12 protein-coding genes are annotated in these 21,453 nt (G+C 68.3%); 10 read left to right on the top strand and 2 right to left on the bottom strand.

Features of this window, described 5'->3' with window-relative positions; genetic code table 11:
- The 6 genes from ACNPP0_RS08010 to treY form a co-directional block, all read left to right on the top strand.
- A partial coding sequence (locus tag ACNPP0_RS08010) for a putative maltokinase (RefSeq protein WP_448705566.1) occupies positions 1-1,545 on the top strand: 1,545 nt, incomplete at its 5' end.
- Positions 1,542-3,749 carry a 1,4-alpha-glucan branching protein GlgB gene (gene glgB / locus ACNPP0_RS08005; protein ID WP_448705565.1) on the top strand — a complete coding sequence of 736 codons (2,208 nt, stop codon included), beginning with the start codon at positions 1,542-1,544 and terminating at the stop codon, positions 3,747-3,749. The genes ACNPP0_RS08010 and glgB, both read left to right, overlap by 4 nt.
- 4 nt (positions 3,750-3,753) lie before the next feature.
- Entirely contained in the window at positions 3,754-5,865 is a 2,112-nt protein-coding gene (glgX, locus tag ACNPP0_RS08000; RefSeq protein ID WP_448705564.1) for a glycogen debranching protein GlgX, read from the top strand.
- Complete coding sequence (gene treZ / locus ACNPP0_RS07995) at positions 5,862-7,661, top strand: malto-oligosyltrehalose trehalohydrolase (RefSeq protein WP_448705563.1); 1,800 nt, start codon at positions 5,862-5,864, stop codon at positions 7,659-7,661. The genes glgX and treZ overlap by 4 nt, the downstream gene beginning before the upstream one ends.
- A complete protein-coding gene (gene malQ, locus ACNPP0_RS07990; RefSeq protein ID WP_448705562.1) occupies positions 7,658-9,919 on the top strand; it encodes a 4-alpha-glucanotransferase in 2,262 nt (753 codons plus the stop codon). Before treZ ends, malQ begins: the two co-directional genes overlap by 4 nt.
- Complete coding sequence (treY, locus tag ACNPP0_RS07985; protein WP_448705561.1) at positions 9,916-12,765, top strand: malto-oligosyltrehalose synthase; 2,850 nt, start codon at positions 9,916-9,918, stop codon at positions 12,763-12,765. The genes malQ and treY overlap by 4 nt, the downstream gene beginning before the upstream one ends.
- A gap of 19 nt (positions 12,766-12,784) precedes the next feature.
- On the opposite strand, the gene fhuE is transcribed toward treY, so the two are convergent.
- Positions 12,785-14,998 (bottom strand): ferric-rhodotorulic acid/ferric-coprogen receptor FhuE, encoded by a 2,214-nt coding sequence (fhuE, locus tag ACNPP0_RS07980; protein WP_448705560.1) that lies wholly within the window; start codon positions 14,996-14,998, stop codon positions 12,785-12,787.
- Positions 14,999-15,198: 200 nt separating this feature from the next.
- Here fhuE and ACNPP0_RS07975 point away from each other — a divergent pair, with 200 nt between their 5' ends.
- Genes ACNPP0_RS07975 through ACNPP0_RS07965 form a run of 3 tightly spaced genes read left to right on the top strand, consistent with a single transcriptional unit; the run spans position 15,199 to position 18,737 of the window.
- On the top strand, positions 15,199-16,341 hold the full coding sequence (locus tag ACNPP0_RS07975; protein ID WP_448705559.1) for a metallophosphoesterase: 1,143 nt from the start codon (positions 15,199-15,201) through the stop codon (positions 16,339-16,341).
- Positions 16,342-16,366: 25 nt separating this feature from the next.
- Positions 16,367-17,845 (top strand): hypothetical protein, encoded by a 1,479-nt coding sequence (locus ACNPP0_RS07970; RefSeq protein WP_448705558.1) that lies wholly within the window; start codon positions 16,367-16,369, stop codon positions 17,843-17,845.
- Positions 17,846-17,894: 49 nt separating this feature from the next.
- The gene (locus tag ACNPP0_RS07965; protein WP_332608216.1) at positions 17,895-18,737 is read left to right on the top strand and encodes a ProQ/FinO family protein; all 843 of its coding nucleotides are present in this window, start codon (positions 17,895-17,897) and stop codon (positions 18,735-18,737) included.
- A 98-nt stretch (positions 18,738-18,835) separates the two neighbouring features.
- Here the strand turns inward: ACNPP0_RS07965 and ACNPP0_RS07960 are convergent, their stop codons facing one another.
- Positions 18,836-19,417 (bottom strand): DUF4202 domain-containing protein, encoded by a 582-nt coding sequence (locus tag ACNPP0_RS07960; protein WP_332608217.1) that lies wholly within the window; start codon positions 19,415-19,417, stop codon positions 18,836-18,838.
- A 257-nt stretch (positions 19,418-19,674) separates the two neighbouring features.
- On the opposite strand from ACNPP0_RS07960, the gene ACNPP0_RS07955 reads away from it, so the two are divergent.
- Positions 19,675-21,453 (top strand): hydantoinase/oxoprolinase family protein (locus tag ACNPP0_RS07955; protein ID WP_448705557.1); only part of this gene is annotated, 1,779 nt, incomplete at its 3' end.

Genomic DNA, 21,453 nt, shown 5'->3' with positions numbered 1-21,453 from the left:
ACGCCCTTTGCCGCCACCAGCGCCGGCCCGCGCGCCGGCACGCGCGCCGGCAGCAGCGCGGGCGGCGAGTACTACTGGGCCGAAGTGGAACCCGAAGACGGCATTGACGACGGCCTGCGCGTGCAAGCCCCGTTCGTGCTGGTGTGGGACGAGACCGCCCAGGTGCAATACCCCATCGCGCGGGTGCGGCGCGGCCCGGAAGTGGGCACGCTGGCCGACGCCTTCCTGCAACCCGGCTTCGTGCTGGGCGTGATCGACGCGCTGCGCGCCAAGCAGGAACTGGACGGACGCGACGGCGGCAAGCCGGGCGACAAGCCGGGCATCATCCGCTACCTGCCCGAGCCCGGGCTGGGCGATATCGACTTTGGCACGGAACCCGAATTGCAGTGGATCCGCGCCGAGCAATCCAATAGCTCGGTGATCGTGGGCAGCCAGGCCATCCTGAAGCTGATCCGCAATGTGAAGCCCGGCGTGTCGCCAGAAGTCGAGGTGTCGCGCCATCTGACGCGCGCCGGCTACGCCAACATTCCGGCATTGCTGGGCGAAGTGGTGCGGGTGGACGCCGACGGCGTGCCGCACACGCTGGCGGTCATGCATGCCTTCGTCAACAACGAGGGCGACGCCTGGACGTGGACCCTGGACTACCTGAAGCGGACCCTGGGCGCCGCCATGCTGGGCGGCAACAGCCCCGAGGAATTCGAGGCCAGCCTGGAGGGCTACACGGTCATGGCCGGCACCATCGGCCGCCGTCTGGCCGAGCTGCACAACGCGCTGGCGCAAGCCACGGATGACCCGGCCTTTCCGGTGCAGACGGCCACCGCCGACGATGCCCAGGCGCACGCCACGCGCATCGCCGCGCAGCTGGACCGCGCCGACGAGGACCTGCGCGCGGTGATGGACCGCCTGGAGGCGCCGTCGCACGCTTGCGCGCAATGGCTGTTTGAACATCGCGACCGGCTGCGCAAACAGGTGGACACGATGGCGCAGGCTTTGGTGGGCGCGCCGCTGATTCGCGTGCATGGCGACTTCCACCTGGGTCAGGTGCTGGTGGCGCAGACGGACGCCTACCTGATCGACTTCGAAGGCGAACCGATCCAGACGCTGGAAGCCCGGCGCAACATCACCACGCCGTACAAGGACGTGGCCGGCATGCTGCGTTCGTTCGATTACGCCGCCGCGTCCGTGGCGCGATCGGACCCGATGGGCGGCGCGCCCACCGACGCCAACGCCGGGGCCGCCGATTCGCCCGCCGCGCCCGGCGTGCCGCAGGATCTGCGTGACACGTTGCTGGCGCGCTTCGGATCGCGCGCGGCCGAGGCCTTCTTGCAGGGCTACCAGGAAGCCGCGTCCACCGCCATTGCTTTGCCCGGCGCGCAGGAAGACACCCTGCTCAAGCTGGCACAGCTGGAAAAAGCCGCCTACGAGGTCAGCTACGAAGCGGCGCACCGGCCGGACTGGATTTCTATTCCGCTGTGCGCCCTGACGGGTCTGGCACGAGAACTCTTGCAAGATGCGGCGATCAGCGCCGAGGAAAAAACACGATGAGCGTTCCTGACAACGGCGGCTTGCCGCCGTCTTCCCCCCCCGCCGGCCGGGTTGACGCGGCCACGTTGCAAGCCTTGGCCGGGGGCCAGCACGCCGACCCTTTCGCCGTGCTGGGGCCGCATGACGGCGCCGTACGCGCGCTGTTGCCCGGCGCCGGCGCGGTGGCTGTAATCAGCGCCGACGGCACCCGCACGCCGCTGCAAGAACAGGCACATGGCCTGTATACCGGCGCCGCACCCGGCGCCCGACCGGGCGACCCGGCTTCGTATCAGTTGGCCATCCAGTGGCCCGGCACGGAACAGGTGACGGCGGACCCGTATGCCTTCGGACCGGTGCTATCGGACGCCGACCTGGGCGCCTTGTCCAGCGGAGACTGGCGCGCGGCGTTGGACCTGCTGGGCGCGCGCCTGGTGGAAATGAACGGCGTGCCCGGCCTGCGCTGCGCGGTCTGGGCGCCCAACGCACGCCGCGTCGCGGTGGTGGGCGATTTCAATAGTTGGGACAGCCGCCGGCACCCCATGCGCCTGCGCCACGCCGCGGGCGTGTGGGAACTGTTCATTCCCGGCGTGTGCGCGGGCGATTGCTACAAGTTCGCCATCACCGATACCGCGGGCGCCATCGTGTTCAAGGCCGACCCCATGGCGCGGCGGGCCCAGGCGGCACCCGCGACCGCCTCGGTGGTGGACGACCCCACGCCCCACGTCTGGACAGACGAAGGCTGGATGCAATCGCGCGGCGCGCGTCAGCAGCCCGACGCGCCCATTTCGATTTACGAAGTGCAGGCCGGCTCGTGGGTGGCCGCCGACAACGAGCGCTGCGTATGGGACCAGCTTGCCGACAAGCTGCCCGCCTACGCGCACGCCATGGGCTTCACCCATGTCGAGCTGATGCCCATCATGGAATATCCGTTCGGCGGGTCCTGGGGTTACCAGCCGCTGGGCATGTTCGCGCCGTCGGCGCGCTTCGGCCCGCCCGCCGCTTTCGCCCGCTTCGTGGACCGCTGCCACGCCGTGGGCGTCGGGGTGATCCTGGACTGGGTGCCCGCGCACTTCCCGAACGATGCGCACGGGCTGGCGCGCTTTGACGGCACGCCGCTGTACGAATACGCCGACCCGCGCGAAGGCTATCACCCCGACTGGAACACGCTGGTCTACAACCTGGGCCGCACCGAAGTCAAAGCCTTCATGATTGCCAGCGCGGTGCACTGGCTGCGCCAATTCCATATCGACGGCCTGCGCGTGGACGCCGTGGCATCGATGCTGTACCGAGACTACAGCCGCCAGCCCGGCGAGTGGATCCCCAACGTGTATGGCGGCCGCGAGAACCTGGAAGCCGTGGCCTTCCTGCGCGACTTGAACACGACCGTGCGCCAGGAAGCGCCGGACGCCATCGTTGTGGCCGAGGAATCCACCGCGTGGCCCGGCGTGACCGCGCCGGTGTCCGAAGGCGGCCTGGGCTTTCACTACAAATGGAATATGGGGTGGATGCACGACACGCTGCGCTACATGCAGGAAGACCCCGTCTATCGCAAGTACCACCACCACGACATCACTTTCGGCATGGCCTACGCCTATTCCGAACGTTTCATCCTGCCGCTATCGCATGACGAAGTGGTGCACGGCAAGGGTTCGCTGCTGAACAAGATGCCGGGCGACCACGGCACCAAGCTGGCCAACCTGCGCGCCTACCTGGGCTTTATGTGGGCGCATCCCGGCAAGAAGCTGCTGTTCATGGGCGGCGAACTGGCGCAACCGGCCGAATGGAATCACGACGCCACCATCAACTGGAGCCTGCTGGACGACGCCGGCCACAAAGGCGTGCAGCGCCTGGTGGCCGACTTGAACCGGGTGTACCGCGATTCGCCCGCGCTGCACGAAATGGACGCCCGGCCCGAAGGCTTCGCCTGGCTGGTCATGGACGACGCCGACAACAGCGTGGCCGCGTTCCTGCGCCGCAGCGGCACGTCGACCATGCTGGCCATCTGCAATTTCACCCCCGTCACCCGCCACGGCTACCGCGTCGGCGTGCCGCTGGCGGGGCGCTGGGCCGAAACGCTGAACACCGACGCCGGTTGGTATGGCGGCTCGGGCCAAGGCAACCAGGGCGCGGCGCAGTCCGCCGACCAGCCCGCTCACGGCCACGCGCAATCCCTGTCGCTGACGCTACCTCCTCTTGCCACCTTGTTCTTCACGCACGAAGGCTGAATCCATGGACCCCACTCAGTTCACCCGCCTTACCTCCGGCAAGCCGTATCCGCTGGGCGCCGTCAGCGACGGCTTGGGCGTGAATTTCGCCGTGTTCTCGGCCAACGCCACCCGCATCGAACTGTGCGTGTTCGATGCGCGCGGCCGCAAAGAACTACGACGCTTCGACCTGCCGGAATGTACCGACGAAATCTGGCACGGCTACCTGCCCGACGCCCAGCCCGGTTTGATCTACGGCTATCGCGCCCATGGGCCGTACGACCCGCGCAACGGCCACCGCTTCAACCCGCACAAGCTGCTGCTGGACCCCTACGCCCGCCAACTGACCGGCCCGGTCAGCTGGAGCGATGCGCTGTTCGGGTACCGCCTGAACCACGCGCGCGGCGACTTGTCGATGGACCGCCGCGACAGCGCGCCGGCCATGGCCAAGGCGGTGGTGACCGAAGACGTGCCCTTTAACTGGGGCAACAGCAAGGCGCCCGACACGCCGTGGACCGACACCACGATCTACGAAGTGCATCTGCGCGGCGTGTCGATGCAGCGCGAGGACCTGCGCCCGCCGCTGCGCGGCACCTGCGCCGCGCTGGCGGCCCCGCGCTTTATTGAACACCTGCACCGCCTGGGCGTCACCGCCGTCGAACTGCTGCCCGTGCACGCCTTCCTGCAAGACCGCTTCCTGCTGGAACGCGGCCTGCGCAACTACTGGGGCTACAACACGCTGTCGTTCTTCGCGCCGGAACCCACCTACCTGCAACGCGGCCCCAACGACTTGCGCCAGGCCGTGCGGCGCCTGCATGCGGCCGGGTTGGAGGTGATACTGGACGTGGTCTACAACCACACCTGCGAAGGCAGCGAACTGGGCCCCACCCTGTCGTGGCGCGGCCTGGATAACGCCAGCTACTACCGCCTGATGCCGGGCGAAGAACGCTACTACATCAACGATACGGGTTGCGGCAACACCGTCAACCTGTCGCACCCGCGCGTGCTTCAGATGGTCACCGATTCACTGCGCTACTGGACGCAATCCTATGGCGTGGACGGCTTTCGCTTCGACCTGGGCGTGACGCTGGGCCGCGAGGGCACGGGCTTTGACCCGGGCTCCGGCTTTTTTGACGCCCTGTTGCAGGACCCGGTGCTGGCCGGCGTCAAGCTCATTTCGGAGCCCTGGGACATCGGCCCCGACGGCTATCAACTGGGCAGCCACCCGCCCGGCATGGCGGAATGGAACGACCGCTACCGCGACACCGTGCGCCGCTATTGGCGCGGCGACGAAGGCATGCGCGGCGACATGGCCGCGCGCCTGTGCGGCTCGCGCGATATCTTCGACCGCCGCCACCGCCGTCCCTGGGCCAGCGTCAACTTCATCGCATCGCACGACGGCTTCACCACGCAGGATGTCGTCAGCTACGACGGCAGCCACAACGAAGGCAACGGCGAAGGCGGCAACGACGGCCATTCGGAAAACTACAGCCACAACTGGGGCGCCGAAGGCCCGACCGATGACGCCGCCATCCTGGAAACCCGCAGCCGCGTGCAACGCGCGCTGCTGGCGACGCTGTTCCTGTCGGACGGCACGCCGATGATGTTGGCCGGCGACGAATTCGGCAACAGCCAGGACGGCAACAACAACGCCTATTGCCAGGACAACCCCGTGTCGTGGCTGGACTGGACGCAGGCGCAAAGCGACGAAGGCCGTGCGTTAAGCACGTTCGTCGCCCGCGCGGTCGCATTGCGACGCGACCACCCCAGCCTGCGCGCCGCCCGCTTTGGCGACGCGGCCCGCGAAGTGTGCCCCGGCGTCAGCGCCATTGGCTGGTTCGACACGCATGGCGGCCCCATCGACCAGGGGGCCTGGGACGACCCGCAACAACGCACGATGGCGCTGCGGCGCGCGGCGCTGCGCGAGGACGGCAGCGCGGACATCACCTTGCTGTTGATGAACCCCGGCGCCGAACCCGCCACCTTCGCCCTGCCCGAACCTGGCCAGGCGTGGCTGCGGGAGCTGGATTCGGCCACGCAAGTGCCCGCCGCGCCCGTTACCGAAAACGAAATCACCGTACAGGCGCACAGCCTTGTCCTGCTGTCTGCCACCTGCATCTCCGGAAATGCATCATGACCGTGTTGCCCGAACCGTATACCCACGGCGCGCTGCCGCTGCCCGATGGCCGCACGCGCTTTCGCCTGTGGGCACCATCCGCCCCGCCCGACCTGGCGCTGGTCATTTCCGGCCGTGCTCCCATCCCCTTGCACCCCGAGGCCGATGGCTTTGTGCAGGTCGGCGTCGATTGCGCGGCGGGAACGCGCTATCAATACCGCCTGGGCGAAGGCTTGCTGGCGCCCGACCCGGCTTCGCGCCTGCAAGACGGCGACGTGCACGACGCCAGCGTGGTGGTGGGCGCGGACACCTATCCGTGGCAGCACCCCTCATGGATGGGTCGGCCGTGGCGCGAAGCCGTTATCTACGAAGCACACGCCGGCCTGGCGGGCGGCTTTGCGGGGCTGACAAAAAAGCTGCCCGAGCTGGCCGATATGGGCTTCACGGTGATTGAGCTGATGCCGATTGCCGACTTTCCCGGTCCGCGCAACTGGGGCTACGACGGCGTGCTGCCGTATGCGCCCGACACCGCTTACGGCACGCCGGACGACCTGAAGCAGCTGATCGACACGGCCCACGGGCTGGGCCTGTGCGTGATGCTGGACGTGGTCTACAACCACTTCGGCCCGGACGGCAATTACCTGTCCCAGTACGCCGCCCCGTTCTTTCGGGATGACGTGGCCACCCCGTGGGGCTCGGCCATCGATTTTCGCCAGCCCCCCGTGCGCCGCTACTTCGAAGAAAACGCGTTGTACTGGCTGACGGAATACCGCTTTGACGGCCTGCGCCTGGACGCGGTGCACGCCATCCCCGACCCGGAATGGCTGGTGGAACTGGCGCGCTTTGTTCGGGGCCAGATTCCCGCGCAGCGCCACATCCATCTGGTGCTGGAAAACGACGACAACCGCGCCAGCCTGCTGACCGACGGCTACGACGCCCAGTGGAACGACGACGCGCATCACGTGCTGCACCACCTGCTGACGGGGGAATCGCGCGGCTACTACGCCGACTACGCAAACCGCCCGGCCCAGGCCTTGGCGCGCTGCCTGGGCGAAGGCTGGGTCTACCAGGGCCAGCCGTCGCCCTACCGCCAGGGCGCCGCCCGGGGCGAACCCAGCGGCCACCTGTCGCCCACGTCTTTCGTGCTGTTCCTGCAAAACCATGACCAGACCGGCAACCGCGCGCGCGGTGAACGGCTGACCCTTTTGGCCGAAACCACGGAACGGCTGCGCGCCGGCGTCGTGCTGCAACTGCTGGCCCCGCAGATTCCGCTGGTGTTCATGGGCGAAGAAGCCGGCAGCCGCGCCCCGTTCCTGTACTTCACCAGCCATACCGACCCGGCCCTGGCCACGGCGGTACGCGAAGGCCGCCAGCGGGAATTCGCCGCGTTTCCCGAGTTTTCGGGCGCAAACAGCGACGCCGTGCCGGACCCCAACGCCGAAACCACCTGGGACCAGAGCAACCCCTGGAGCGCACAGGCCAGCCCCGACGCGCAGCAGTGGCGCGATCTGTACCGCGCGCTGCTGGACATGCGCCAGCGCGTGATCGCACCGCGCCTGGACGGCGCCAAGACCGTGTTCGCGCGTGCCGTCGGCGAGCACAGCGTGCATGCCAAGTGGCGTCTTGCCGACGGCGCGCTGCTGTCCGCGTACGTCAACCTGGGCCCCGTGCCGGAGGCGCTGCCGCGTCAACAAGCGTCGGCCGCGCCTTTGTTCTCGGCGCTGCTGTTTGAGTCGCGCGCCGGTGCGTTCGACGCGTTGTGCCAGGGCAACCTGTGCTCGGAAAGCACGGTGTGGCTGCTGGAGGAACCCGCATGAGCGCCGACGCCCCCGCCGGGCTATCGGAGTTGGCGGCCGACGCCGGTATCGCGGAACACTGGACGGACGCGGACAAGCGCCCGCAACGCGTGTCGCCCGACACGCTGCGCGCCCTGCTGGCCGCCATGGACCTGCCCGCCGAATCAGAGGCTGACATCCGCGACAGCCGGCAACGGTTGGCCGACATGCAAGCGCGGTCACGCCTGCCCGCGATGCTGATCGCCGTTACCGAGGAAGCGGTGTTCCTGCCCCGCGACTGCGCGGGCGCGTATCGGATTGAGCCGCCGGCGGGGCCCGCCATCACCGGCCAGACAACCGACCAGAACACCGCGCAACGCGCGGACCCACGCACAGGCCAACGTGCAGGCCAACCTACGCAGGCTGGCGGCACCGCGCCGATGTTGCGCGCCCCCTCGACCCCGGGTTACTACACGCTGCACACGGCCGGCGGCGTGACGACGCTTGCCGTCGCGCCCCGCCGAGCGCCCGGGCTGAACGAGCTGCTGCAAGAGAAAGACGCCCGCGCCTGGGGCCTGGCGGTGCAGGTCTACAGCCTGCGCCGGCCCAACCCGGACCCCACGCAGGCCACGCACGGCTTTGGCGACTTTGGCGCCCTGCGCGACCTGGCTCAGGCAGCCGGCAATGCGGGTGCGGACGCGCTGGCGATCAGCCCGGTGCACGCCATGTTTGCCGCCGACCCGGCACAGTGCAGCCCGTATTCGCCGTCCAGCCGCCTGTTCTTGAACGCCTTGTACGCCGATCCCGCCGCCGTCCTGGGCGCTGACGCCGTACGTGATGCCCTGGCGGGGATGACGCACACGCGCTTGCGCTCGCTGGATGCCCAGCCCTTGATCGATTGGCCCGCGGCCGCCGGTTTCCGGCAACAGCTGCTGCGCCGCCTGCATGACCGTTTCGCCGTGGCGGCGGGCGACGAGCAGCGCCGCGCCTACGACGCCTTCCGTAACGCCGGCGGGCAGGACCTGCGCGACCACGCGCTGTTTGAAGCGCTGCACGCGGCGCACAGTCTGGAGGCGGGCACGCCCGTGCCGTGGACGCAATGGCCCGCCGCTCTGCGCGACCCGCGCTCATCGGCCGCGCAGCAGTTCGCCGCGCAGCACGCCCAAGAGGTGGACGCGCATGCGTTCGCCCAGTGGCTGGCCTCGGCCAGCCTGAAGCAGGCGCAGCGTGCCGGCCGCGACGCGGGCATGCGCGTGGGCATCGTGGCGGACCTGGCGGTGGGCGCAAGCCCGCTGGGCAGCCACGCATGGAGCCGCCAGGCCGACCTGGTCAAGCGCGCCAGCGTGGGCGCGCCGCCCGATATCTACAACCCGCTGGGCCAGGGCTGGGGGCTGACCGCGCTGTCCCCTGCCGCCTTGCAGGAATCCGGCTATTCAGCCTTCCTGGCGATGCTGCGGGCCAGTCTGTCGCACGCGGGCGGCCTGCGCATCGACCACATCCTGGGCATGGCCCGGATGTGGCTGATCCCTGATGGCGCCGGTCCGCAAGATGGTGGCTACGTGCGCTATCCGCTGCGCCAGCTGCTGCGCTTGACGGGTTTGGAAGCGTGGCTGCATCGCGCGCTGATCGTGGGCGAGAACCTGGGCACGGTGCCGGAAGGCTTTGACGCGCTGCTGGAAGAACACGGCGTGCTCGGCATGGACGTACTGTGGTTCATGCGCGCCTCTGCCACGGCGGACAGTCCCGACCCGGCCGCCGCTTCCGCAACGTCCGCCGGTTCGGACGCTGCCGCCGGTTCCGACACGCCCAGCCCCCCCTCTGAACCCCCGGCCTTCCTGTCCCCTACGGAATGGCCCAAACACGCTGTTGCCATGACCACGACTCATGATTTGCCCACGCTGGAAGGCTGGTGGCACGCCCAGGACATCCTGTGGCGTTCCCGCTTGAATCTGCTAGGCCCCGGCCAGGAAGAAGCCAGCCAACGAGCCGACCGCCTGGAAGAACGCGCCACGCTGTGGCGTTCGGTGCAGGCCTCGTCGCCCACGGCCTCGACGCGGCCCCTGCCCCGCCAGACGCCCAGCGCGGAACTGCTAGGTTTTGTGGCCGCCACGCCCTGCCCGCTGATGCTGGTTACGCTGGAAGACCTGACCGGTCAGCTGGATCAGCCCAACCTGCCCGGCACCATCGACCAGCATCCCAACTGGCGCCAGCGGGCGCCGTTGTCGGTCAACGATTGCCTGACGGCGCACACCAGCCAGGCGCGGCTGCGCCCGGTGCGCGCACTGCGGGGCCGCTCATGAAGCCCGTCGCCCCGCCCATCGCCCCCAGCATCCCCCGCGCCACCGCCCGCCTGCAATTGCACGCCGACTTCACGTTGGACGACGCCCGCCGGCAGCTTCCCTACTACGCCGCGTTGGGGGTCAGCCACCTGTACCTGTCGCCCATCACCCAGGCCAAGGCGGGCTCGACCCACGGCTATGACGTTATCGACCACGAGCGTGTCAGCGCCGACCTGGGCGGTGAAAGCGCGCTGCGCGAACTCGCCGACGCGGCGCGCGCCCACGGCATGGGCCTGATTGCCGATATCGTGCCCAACCACATGGCCGCGCATGCGTCCAACGCCTGGTGGGCCGACATGTTGCGGCTGGGCCGGCAAAGCACGCACGCCGGCACCTTCGACATCAACTGGGACGCGCCCGACCCTCTGCTGCGCGGCAAGGTGCTGCTGCCCGTGCTACCCGAGCCGTACAGCGAAACCTTGGCGGCGGGCGGCATCCGGCTGGTGCACGATGCGCAATCGGGCACCAGCCATATCGAAGCCGGCGGCCAGCAACTGCCCTTGGCGCCCGGCTCGGCCACCGGCGACCCGGCCACCTTGTGCGCCGCCTGCGACCCCGACACCGCGGCGGGCCAGGCGCGCCTGCACGCCTTGCTGGAACGCCAGCATTACCGGCTGGCCTGGTGGCGCACCGCGCCCGACCTCATCAACTGGCGCCGCTTCTTTGAGATCGGCGAGCTGGTGGGTGTGCGCGTGGAAGACGAGGCCGTGTTCAACGCCGTGCATGCACTGGTGCTGCGCTTGTACCGCGAAGGCGTGCTTGACGGCTTGCGCATCGACCATATCGACGGTCTGGCCAGCCCCGGCGCGTATCTGCGCCGTTTGCGCCGCGCCATGCGCGAGGCGGACGACGCCCGCAGCCAGGCCGGCCTGCCCGGCGAAGGCTATCTGGTCATTGAAAAGATCCTGGCGGACGACGAAGCGCTGGAACCGCATTGGCCCACCCACGGCACCACGGGCTACGACTTCATGGATCAGGTGGGCGCGCTGCTGCATGCGCCCCAGGCCCAGGCGCCGCTGGAACAGTTCTGGGCCAGCCTGAGCCGCGACCCGCGCGACGCCCCGGCCCAACTGCGCGACGCCCGCCACCGCATGCTGGCCCGCCACTTCCCCAGCGAGCGCCAGGCGCTGGTGGCGGCGCTGGCACGCATCGCACACAGGGACGCGCGTACCCGCGATTGGACCCAGCCCGCCATCGACCGCGTCCTGACGGCGTTACTGGCGGCATTCCCGGTGTACCGCACCTATGCAGAGGACGGCGGCCGCAGCCCCGCCGATACGCACTGGTGCCGCATCGCGCTGGACCAGGCGCGCGTGGCGCTGGGCGACGCGTCGGCCGACCTGCGCCTGCTGGACCAGTTGGACCAATGGTTGGGCGGGGGCACGCCGCCATCCGGCTCCACGACGGCCGCAACGGCCGCAACGGCCGCAACGGCCGCAACGGCCGCAAACCCCGGCGCCGATTCGACGGACACTGCCGACTCCCAGGAAGCCGAGGCGCGCACGCTGGCCTTGCGCCGCTTCCAGCAACTGACGCCCCCGCTGGCCGCCAAAGCCCTGGAAGACACGCTGTTCTACCGACGCGGCCCGCTGTTGTCCCGCAACGAAGTGGGCTCCAGCCCGACGCGGTTCACGTTGCCGCTTGAAGAGTTCCATGCGCTATGCGCGGCGCGTGCGGGCACGCATCCGCATGCCATGCTGGCCACCGCCACCCACGACCACAAGCGTGGCGAAGACACGCGCGCCCGGCTGGCCGTGCTGTCTGAAATCCCCGAGGACTGGCGCCGCACCGCGGACGGCTGGATTGCGCGGCTGGCCCCGCCCGGGGCGCCTACGCCCGCCGACCGCTACCTGCTTTTGCAAAGCCTGGTGGGCGCGTGGCCGCTATCGTTGTCGCCCGACCGGCTAAGCGAACAGCCCGAGGCCGTGGCGGAGTTTCTAGGCCGCATCGCGCAGTGGCAGGAAAAATCCCTGCGCGAAGCCAAGCTGCACACCAGCTGGACTGACCCGAACGCCGACTACGAGCGCGCTGCCCGGCAATGCATCGAGGCCTTGCAACAGCCCGGCGACGGCCAGGCGTTGCTGCGAGACATCGGCAGTTGGGCGCTGAAAATCGCGCCGGCGGGCCTGGTGAACAGCCTGACCCAGACGGTGCTGCGCAACACAGTGCCCGGCGTGCCCGATCTTTACCAAGGCGCGGACCTGTGGGACTTCAGCTTGGTCGACCCCGACAACCGCCGCCCCGTGGACTACGCAGTGCGGGCGGCCTTGCTGGCCGAATCCGATCCGTCCGGCGCCTCGGACCGCGATGCAACGGACGCCACCACGCCGTTGCGGGACCACGCGGCCACGAGCGTCCAGGCGGGGGACGTTGACACGCCCATCCCCACCGACGCTCGGGCATGGCGCAGCGGCGCCATCAAGCAGTCGCTCATCCAACGCGCGCTGGCGCTGCGGGCACGCCACCCCGACGTCTTCCGCGTGGGCGACTACACGCCCCTTGCCGCGCACGGCCCGCGCGCGGCTCACGTCATTGCCTACCTGCGCCGCCATGACGGCCGCTGCGTGCTGGTTGTGGCGCCCAGGCTGTGCGCCATGGCCTTGGCGGGATACGCCCAGGGCAAACCAGCGCAAGCGGCGGATTTTTGGGCGGGCACGCGCGTGGTGCTACCAGCCGACGTGGACGCGGACCTGGACGCCTTGCGCGACGTGCTCTCCGGCCGCCGTCCCAGCGTGAACACGGCCGGTGAACTTGCGCTGGACCAACTGCTGCGAGACGGGCCGGTGGCGCTGCTGGCGACGGAGTAGCGTCCCAGCGCGTCCACGCTTAGTACTGGTATCGCATCGTCACCATCGCGCTGCGCCCAGCCCCCCACGCGCCCTGGCTGTAGAAACCGACCTGGCTGTAGTACTTGCGGTCAAACAGGTTGTTCACGTTCAGCTGTGCCGACAGGTTGCGGTTGAAGCGGTAGCGGGCCATCAGGTTGGTGATGGCGTAGCTGCCCTGCCCCACGCGTTCGTCGCCATTGGGGCCGCTGGCGATGGTGTAGACGCCGCTTTGCCAGTTCACCCCACCGCCCACCGTCAGCCGGTTCCAGTCGCCCGGCAGCTGGTAGGTGGTGAAGACGCGCACCAGCGTGCGCGGCTGGTCCGTCTGGATGGCCGCGCCGTCGCCGTCGCGCGCCGTCCAATGCGACCAGCCCGCCGCCAGGTTCCAGCCCGGCGTGACTTCTCCGGACACTTCCAGGTCAAAGCCCCGGCTGCGCGTTCCTTGTGCGGCCCGATAAGCCTGGTTGATGGAACCCGGCACCAGGTAACCCGGGTCGGTTTGCGCCACGTTGTCCTGCTCGACCTGGAACACCGCCGCGCTGGCGTTCAGGCGGCCTTCCAGGAATTCGCCCTTGACGCCGGCCTCGTAGGATTTGCCTTCCAGCGGGTCCAGCCAGCCGCCGTTGCGGTCCTGGTAGCTTTGCGGATTGAAGATGCCGGTGTAGCTGACGTAGGCGGTGTAGTTGTCGTTGATGTCGTACAGCAGCCCGGCGTAGGGCGTGAACGCGTTCTTGTCGAACGCGGTGTGGTCGCCGCCGCCAAAGCCGACCGAATCCGTCTTCCAGGTGCTGTAGCGGCCGCCCACGATCAGCTTCAATGGGTCAGCCAGGTTCAAGCGCAGCGCACCGTACCAGCCCGTCTGCTTGGTGGTGTAGCGGCTGGCCGTCACTGCCGTGTCGCTCCAGTCGGGTTCCGGATACGAACCGTTCCAGTCAAAGAAGTTGCCCACCGGCGCGGCGTTCAAGCCTGCGCGGTAATCAAAGTCGGCGTACTGGCGGGTGAAGCTGGCGCCCACCACGGCTTCGTGGCGGCGTCCAAAGGCGGTGAACGGGCCGGTGGCCTTCACGTCCAGGCTGTTCTGCTTGCGGTCGCCCAGGTACCACGACGGCGATCCGTTTACGCCCAAGCCGGTTTCGCGGTCGGGCCAGCCGTACAGATAGAGCAGCTTGCCATCCATTTCGTGCTTGGAATGCGAGGCCACCGCCTGCACGCGCCAATCATTGTCAAAGCGATGTTCCAGGCTGGCGAAACCGCCGGTCGTGGTGCTGGCCCAGGAACTCCAGTCGGCGCCGGTGTTCAGCGACCGCTTCCAATCCGTGCGGTCGCCGTCCGCGTACCACAGCGGAAAGCCGCCCCAACTGCTGCCCCTGGGCTCGTTGTCCTGATAGTTCAAGCCCGCGCTGAAGGTGGTGCGCGAGGTCAGGTCGGCGTCCACCACGCCGTAGAACACCTTTTTCTGGCTCTTGTAGTCGTCCAGATAAGAGTGGTTGTCCTGGTAGGCGGACACGATGCGGCCGCGCACGCTGCCGTCCTTGTTCAGCGGCGTGGACAGGTCCAGCGTGCCGCGATAGGTGTCCCAGCTGCCGGCGCTGACGCTGATGTCGGCCTTGAATTCGCGGCTGATGGCGTGCTTGCGCACCAGGTTGATGGATGCCGACGGATTGCCCGCGCCGGTCAGCAGCCCGGTGGCGCCGCGCACGACTTCCACGCGGTCGTAGATGATGGTGTCCATTGACGATTCGCCCGCCGCATAGCCGCTATCGAAGCCGGTGGGTACGCCGTCGTACAGGTAGTTGCTGATGGCGAATCCGCGCGAACTGAACGAATAGCGCTCGCTGTCGTAGTTCTGAACCGCGATGCCCGGCGTGCCGGCCATGACGTCGGCCAGCGAACGCATGTCTTCGTCTTCCATGCGCTGGCGCGTCACCACGGTGACCGACTGCGGCGTCTCGCGCAGCGTCAGGGGCATGCCCGTACCGGCCGCCGTGGCTCGGGGCGTGTAGGATCCCGTCCCTTCCGTGGTGGTGGGATCGCCGTCGCCCACCACCTGCACGCTGGGCAAGGTGGCCACGGCGCTGTCCTGCGCCTGGGCCGCCGCGCCGGTGGACGCCAGCGCCATCAGCACCAGGGCCGACGTGGGCCCCAGCCGCCACGCGAAGCGACCAGAAGGGCGAATACGGGGTCTGCCGCCCAGCGGCCTTTGCTCGTGCATGCTGCGTTCCTTTCCTTCTACGGGTTGCATTATGGGAACGAAGTGTAATGCGACTGATTCGCATATCGATTTGCTGTTGTGAAATTACGACTGATTTGTCCCTACGCGCCATGGGTGTAGCCAACGCCCTGCCCGGCGGATCGGCATAATGTCGCTGGCCTCGGCCCCCATTCCAGTCGCTTTCCGTAGGAATCCCTTTCGTGTTCCATGTCTTTACCGGACTGATCAGTCTTTACGTCATCTGGCGTTTCGTCCTGCCCCTGTCGTTGTCCCGCTCTGCCAAGGCGGTGTTGGCCCTGTTGCCGCTGGGTGTGGCCGAGCACCATCTGGTGACGCGCAATTTTTTTGGTTCGATGGCCTCGCCCGAGGTGCCCGCCACCTTGCTGATGGCACTGGGCTGGGCATTTGGCGCCCTGCTGCTGCTGGCCATGCTGCTGTTGCTGCGCGACGTGGTGGGCGTGGTGATCTATGCGTTCTCGCGCGTGCGGGGTCACGGTGTGCTGGCCGCGCGCCGTTGGGGCCAAGGGGCGGCGGTGGCGGCCGCGCTGCTGTCGGCCATCGGCGTGTGGCAGGCGGTGCGCGTGCCCGATGTCAAGACGCTGGAAATCGCCCTGCCCAAGCTGCCGCCCGAACTGGACGGCTTTCGGCTGGTGCAACTGACCGACCTGCACGCCAGCCGCCTTCTGGAAGCGCCGTGGATGGAAGCGGTGGTCAAGAAAACCAACGCTTTGAACCCGGACCTGATCGTCATCACTGGGGACCTGGTTGACGGCACCACCGATGCGCGCGCGGCCGATGTGCTGCCGCTGCAAGCCCTGCGCGCGCCGCAGGGCGTCTATGCCATCCCCGGCAACCACGAGTACTACGCCGAATACCAGCGCTGGCTGCCGGCCTTCGAAAAGCTGGGGCTGCGCCTGCTCCTCAATGACCACGTCACGCTGACGCCCAAGGGGCAGCGCCTGGTGCTGGCCGGCGTTACCGACAAGATGGCCGCCGCCTACGACCAGCCCGTGCCGGACGTGGCACGGGCGTTGCAGGGCGTGCCCAAGACCGACCCGGTCATCCTGCTGAGCCATCGCCCCCCGGGCGCCGCGCTGAACGCCCAGGCCGGGGCCGGGCTGCAACTGTCCGGGCATACGCATGGCGGCCAGATCCTGGGACCGCACCTGCTGACGCAGCTGGCCAACGAAGGCTATGTGTCCGGCCTATACCAGGTGAACGGCATGCAGTTGTATGTCAGTAACGGCACCGGGCTGTGGCCGGGCTTTCCGATCCGCCTGGGCCGGCCTTCCGAAATCACGCAGATCGTGCTGCGCGCGCCGGCCCGGGTGGCCGCGCCGTAGGCTGCCTACGCCCGCCCACGTTTCCATGACCTACCTGCTGTGGTCCCTGCCCGCACTGACCGTGATCGTTGCCATCGCCAGCGGGCGAGTCAACACAACGATGGCGGCCGTGCTGGGCCTGTTCACCGCCATTGCGGTTGCGCTAAGCGCCGCGCCCGGCGCTTTCACCGGCGCACAGCTGGCGGTGACGCTGGAACGCGGCGCGTGGATCGGCTGGATCATCACGCCCTACATCCTGGGCGGCTTGCTGTTCTGGCAGATGGCCTCGCCCACGCAGCCGGTGGGGGCCGGCGTTCACCCCCCCGGCGTTCACCCCGCGGAACTGAATGACCCGCTGGCGCGTCGGCGGCGCTTGTTCTTTGCCTGTTTCCTGATCGGCCCATTCGCGGAATCCGCCACCGGTTTTGGCGTGGGCATGCTGGGCACCGTGCTGCTGATTCGTCCGCTGGGCTTGAAGCCCCGCGACATCATGATCTTTGCCCTGTTGAGCCAGACGCTGATCCCATGGGGCGCGATGGGCAGCGGCACCTTGCTGGCATCTGCCTACGCGCGCGTCCCCGCCCCGCAGCTGGCGCTGTACAGCATGGTGGCGGTGGCCTTGCTGATGGCCGTCTGGATGGCACTGTACTGGCGCACGGCGCGCGTTGCGGGGCTGAACGCCGGCGCCGCCGAGCATGTCAGGGAAGCCGGCTGGATCGTCACCGGCCTGGCCTTGCTTTGGGCCGCCACAGCCCTGCTGGGCCCGGAAACGGCGCTGCTGGCCGCCTACGGCCCCTTGATCGTGCTGCGCTTCTTGCTGGACCGCAGGCCGGATCGCGCCCAGGCGCTGACGGCCGCACGGCGCGCGTTGCCCTACATCCTGGTGATTGCCTGCCTGGTGGCCACGCGGCTGATGCCCACGCTGAATCGCGCGCTGGGTGCCTGGGCCGACATCCGTCCGTTTGCCGACCTGCCCGCCTGGATGCCGTTCCTGCATGCCGGCAGCTGGCTGGTGGCAGGGGCGTTGGCCATGGCGGCGTGGCGGCGCCAACCGGGCGCGTTGGCCGTGCAGGCGCGCGCCGCCTGGCGCACCGGCCGCCACGCCGTCATGTCCGTATTCCTGTTCGCCATGATGGCCGAAGTGCTGGCCGGCGCCGGCATCTCGCAAGCCTATGCCGATGGCCTGTTCGCCGCCTTGCAGGACGGGACCATCCTGATCACGCCCTTGCTGGCCGGCGCCTTCGGCATTTTGGCCAACAGCGGCAACGCGCCGAACAGCCTGTTCATGCCGTCCCAGCTATCATTAGCGCTGCACGCGGGTCTGAACGTGCCGGCAGCGGCAGCGCTGTTACACGTTTCGGGCACGTCGATGGGGTTTTTTTCACCCGTCAGGATGTCAATTGCGGCGGGTTTGGCCCACGGACAGGGGCAAGAACGCAGCGTGTATGTTCTACTACTGCCGTTTGCCCTGGCCGCGTTCGGCATTCTTTTATTCCTGGCACTGCTTGTCGTGCTGTCGGGATAGCCGCCCGAGCGCTGATGCTCACGGCCTCAACCTTTTTTTTGTGTAGCACATGGGACTAGAACAGTTAGCCGCGATCCGGGCCTTAATCATCAAGCAGGCGCCTGAAGAGCCGACCCCCAAGAAAGAAGCGCGCCCGCAAGGCGCAGGCAAAGGCCCCCGCCCACCCGGCGGCGGCAAAGGCCCGCGTCCGCAAGGCGACAAGGGAGCACGCCCGCAAGGCGGCGACAAGAACGCCCGTTCCCAGGGCGGCGACAAGGGCCAGCGGCCGCAGCGCGCCGACCGGCGCGAATCGCCCGTGGATCCGGTCGTGGTCGCTATCTCGCGCTTGCAACGCCAGTTTCCCAAGGCCTTCCCCAAGAATCCCGCGCCGAAGCTGCCGCTGAAGCTGGGCGTGCTGGCGGACCTGGTGCAACATGCCCAGACGCTGCAACTGGACGAAGCCCAGATCAAGGAAGCGGTCAAGACCTGGTGTGATGGCCGCCGCTATTGGGCCAGCATGATCGAGGACGCCCCGCGCGTGGACCTGAACGGCGAACCCTCGGGCGTCGTGACGGCCAACGAAGCCAAGCATGCCAAGCGCATGGCGTCGCGCAGCGCATCCAAGAACGCCGCCGCGCGCAACAAGGCCAAGAAGGCCGAAGCCGCCGCTGCGGATACGGCAGCTGGCGCCGATACGGCAGCAGCCGCTACGGCCGCTACCGGTGACGCCGCGGTGACGGCGCCCGTGACGGCCGACGTTGCGGCGCCGGTGCAAACAGCCCCGCAAGCGCCGGCCGCTGACGCGTCGGCACCGTCTGCTGAAGCTCCGTCCGCCGAGCCGACCTCGCCGTCCGCTGATTCGTCCGCTGATTCGTCCGCTGATTCGTCCGCCGACAAGCCCGCGCAGTCCTGAGTCATACCGCCATCGGGCCACCCCGCCCGGTGACGCCAAAAAGCCCGGCCCGCAACGATCCGTCGCGGGCCGGGCTTTTGCATTCGTGCATGCTTGCCTCAGGCAGCCAGCGCCTGTTCCAGATACCGCATCCCCGTCGGGCTGTACGGCAGCGTCAGCGCCCACTGGTGACCCGCCGCGTCCATCTTCTGCAATGACTTTCGCAGTATCTCGACGATCTTCTCCCCGTGCGCGGGATGAAACGCTTCGTACTGGTATTGCAAAAACACCAGGCACAAGGCGTTTTCCATGGTCTGCACATCGGCATCCTGCTTGATGCCCTGCTTCATCACGATGGTTCTCACGCGGTCGAGCACGTCGTCGGCGTAGCCCGCGTCGCGCAGGATGCCTTCCGCGATGGCGGCATGATGCCGCGCCAGCGCCTTGCGCCACGTCAGGTAACCCACGCGCCCGTCGGGATAGCTCTTGCGGGTGATTTCCCAGCGCCCGATGTGCTGGCAGCGCGAGGCCAGCACCAGCGGTTCAGACGCATCCGGCGCCAGCTTCAACACCCATTCATGCAGCTTTTGCGCCAGGAATAGCTCCTGCGGACAGGTCTCGCCCTGCCAGGCGAACAGATTGGGATCGGTGCCGTTGTACTGGTCAAACCGAAGCAGCGTCTGGTGTAGACGATCATTCATGCGGTGAGTTTCCTGCGTGCGTTGCATTTCCTGGTCGGGCGCCAAGGCGGCCAAAGACGCAACGATCATAGCGCCAAGCCGGCCGCCAGAGGCGTCCGCGTCGCGCAAACCGCATATCGAAACTCGAAAATCATCGTTCATGTGGGCGCGGTGACTGCTTAGGATCTGGGGTTCTTCCTAACGCCAGATGGCGCACCGTGCGCCCTGCTTATCGCCCCATGCCAGATATTTCCCTTCGGGAGCCCCAGGCCCCACCCGTGCGCGTCGCCGTCGACGTGGGCGGCACCTTTACCGACATTGTTCTGGAACGCGACGCCCGCCGCTGGTCCGCCAAGCTGCTGACCACGCCCGACACGCCCGAAACGGCCGTACTGCAAGGCATTGAAGAGCTGCTGGGCGAAGCCGGCTTGCGCTGGCCCGATGTCAGCTTGCTGATCCTGGGCACCACGCTGGCCACCAATGCGCTGATTGAACGCAAGGGCGCGCGCACTGCCTTGCTGACCACGGCGGGCTTTCGGGATCTGGTCGAAATCGGCCTGGAAGACCGCTTCGCGCAGTACGACATTTTTCTGGACAAGCCCCAGCCGCTGGTGCCTCGCCCCTGGCGCCATGGCATCACCGAACGGGTCGACGCGCGCGGGCAGGTGCTGACGCCGCTGGACGAATCGCAGGTCAGCGCGCTGGCCCATGAATTGGTCGCCGCGCGTATTGAAAGCGTGGCGGTCTGCCTGCTGCACAGCTACGCCTATCCCGCCCACGAACGCCGCATCCGCGAGCTGTTGCAGACCCATGCGCCCGGCCTGTGGGTGTCGCTGTCATCCGACATCTGCGCCGAGATCCGCGAGTATCCGCGCCTGTCCACCGTCAGCGCCAACGCCTATGTGCAGCCGCAGGTGTCCGGCTATCTGCGTCGGCTGAACGACGCGGCCCGCGAACGCGGCTTGCGCGACGAACCCTTTCTGATGACCTCGGGCGGCGCCATCGCCACCCTGCAAACCGGGGTGGAAGAACCCGTGCGCCTGGTGGAGTCCGGCCCGGCGGGCGGCGCCATCCTGGCCCAGCATATCGCCGAGCAGACGGGCTCCGCGCGCGCACTCTCGTTTGACATGGGCGGCACCACCGCCAAGATCTGCTACATCGACGACTTTGAACCCCAGGTCAGCCGCAGCTTTGAATTCGGCCGCGTGCACCGGCACCTGAAAGGCTCTGGCCTGCCTATCCGCATACCCGTCATCGAGATGGTGGAAATCGGCGCCGGCGGCGGGTCCATCGCCCGCATCAACCACCTGGGCGTGGTGCAGGTCGGCCCGGACAGCGCCGGTTCCGCGCCCGGCCCCGCTGCCTACGGCAACGGCGGTGAACTGCCCACGGTGACCGATGCCCATGCCGTGATCGGCAACGTAACGCCCGAGCGCTTCGCCGTGGGCAAGGTCACGCTGCAACCGGAGTTGGCGCGGCGCGCCATCGACGCGCATCTGGCCGCGCCCGCCGAACTGGATGCGCCGCAAGCCGCGCAAGCCATCATCGATGTCGTCACCGAGAACATGGCCAACGCGGCGCGCGTGCATGCCTCGGAACTGGGCAAGGCCGCCGAAGAACACACGCTGATCGCCTTTGGCGGCGCGGCGCCGCTGCATGCCGCCACGTTGGCGCGCAAGCTGGGCATCGGCCGCGTCATCATCCCGGAATCCGCCGGCGTGGGCTCGGCGGTGGGCTTCCTGTGGGCGCCCATCGCCTATCAGGCGATCCGCAGCTTTCACCAGCGCATCGACGGCATCGACCACGCCGCCGTGCAACACCTGCTGGACGAGCTGACGGCCGGCGTCGACGCCGTGGTTCGCCGAGCCGCCCCGGACACCGCCTTGACGCACAAACGGGTCGTGTACATGCGCTATAGCGGCCAGGGGCACGAGATTGCGGTCGACCTGCCAGACGGCCCGTTTGACCAGGCGGCCAGCGCCCGCCTAAGCGCCGCCTTCGCCCAGCGCTACGCCGAGCTGTATGGACGCAGCCTGCCGCATGTGGCGCCCGAAGCC

The sequence above is a fragment of the Achromobacter semiaridum genome, assembly GCF_053543755.1.
The sequence above is the reverse complement of the archived record's forward strand: the minus strand, read 5'-3'. Positions and strand labels throughout refer to the sequence as shown.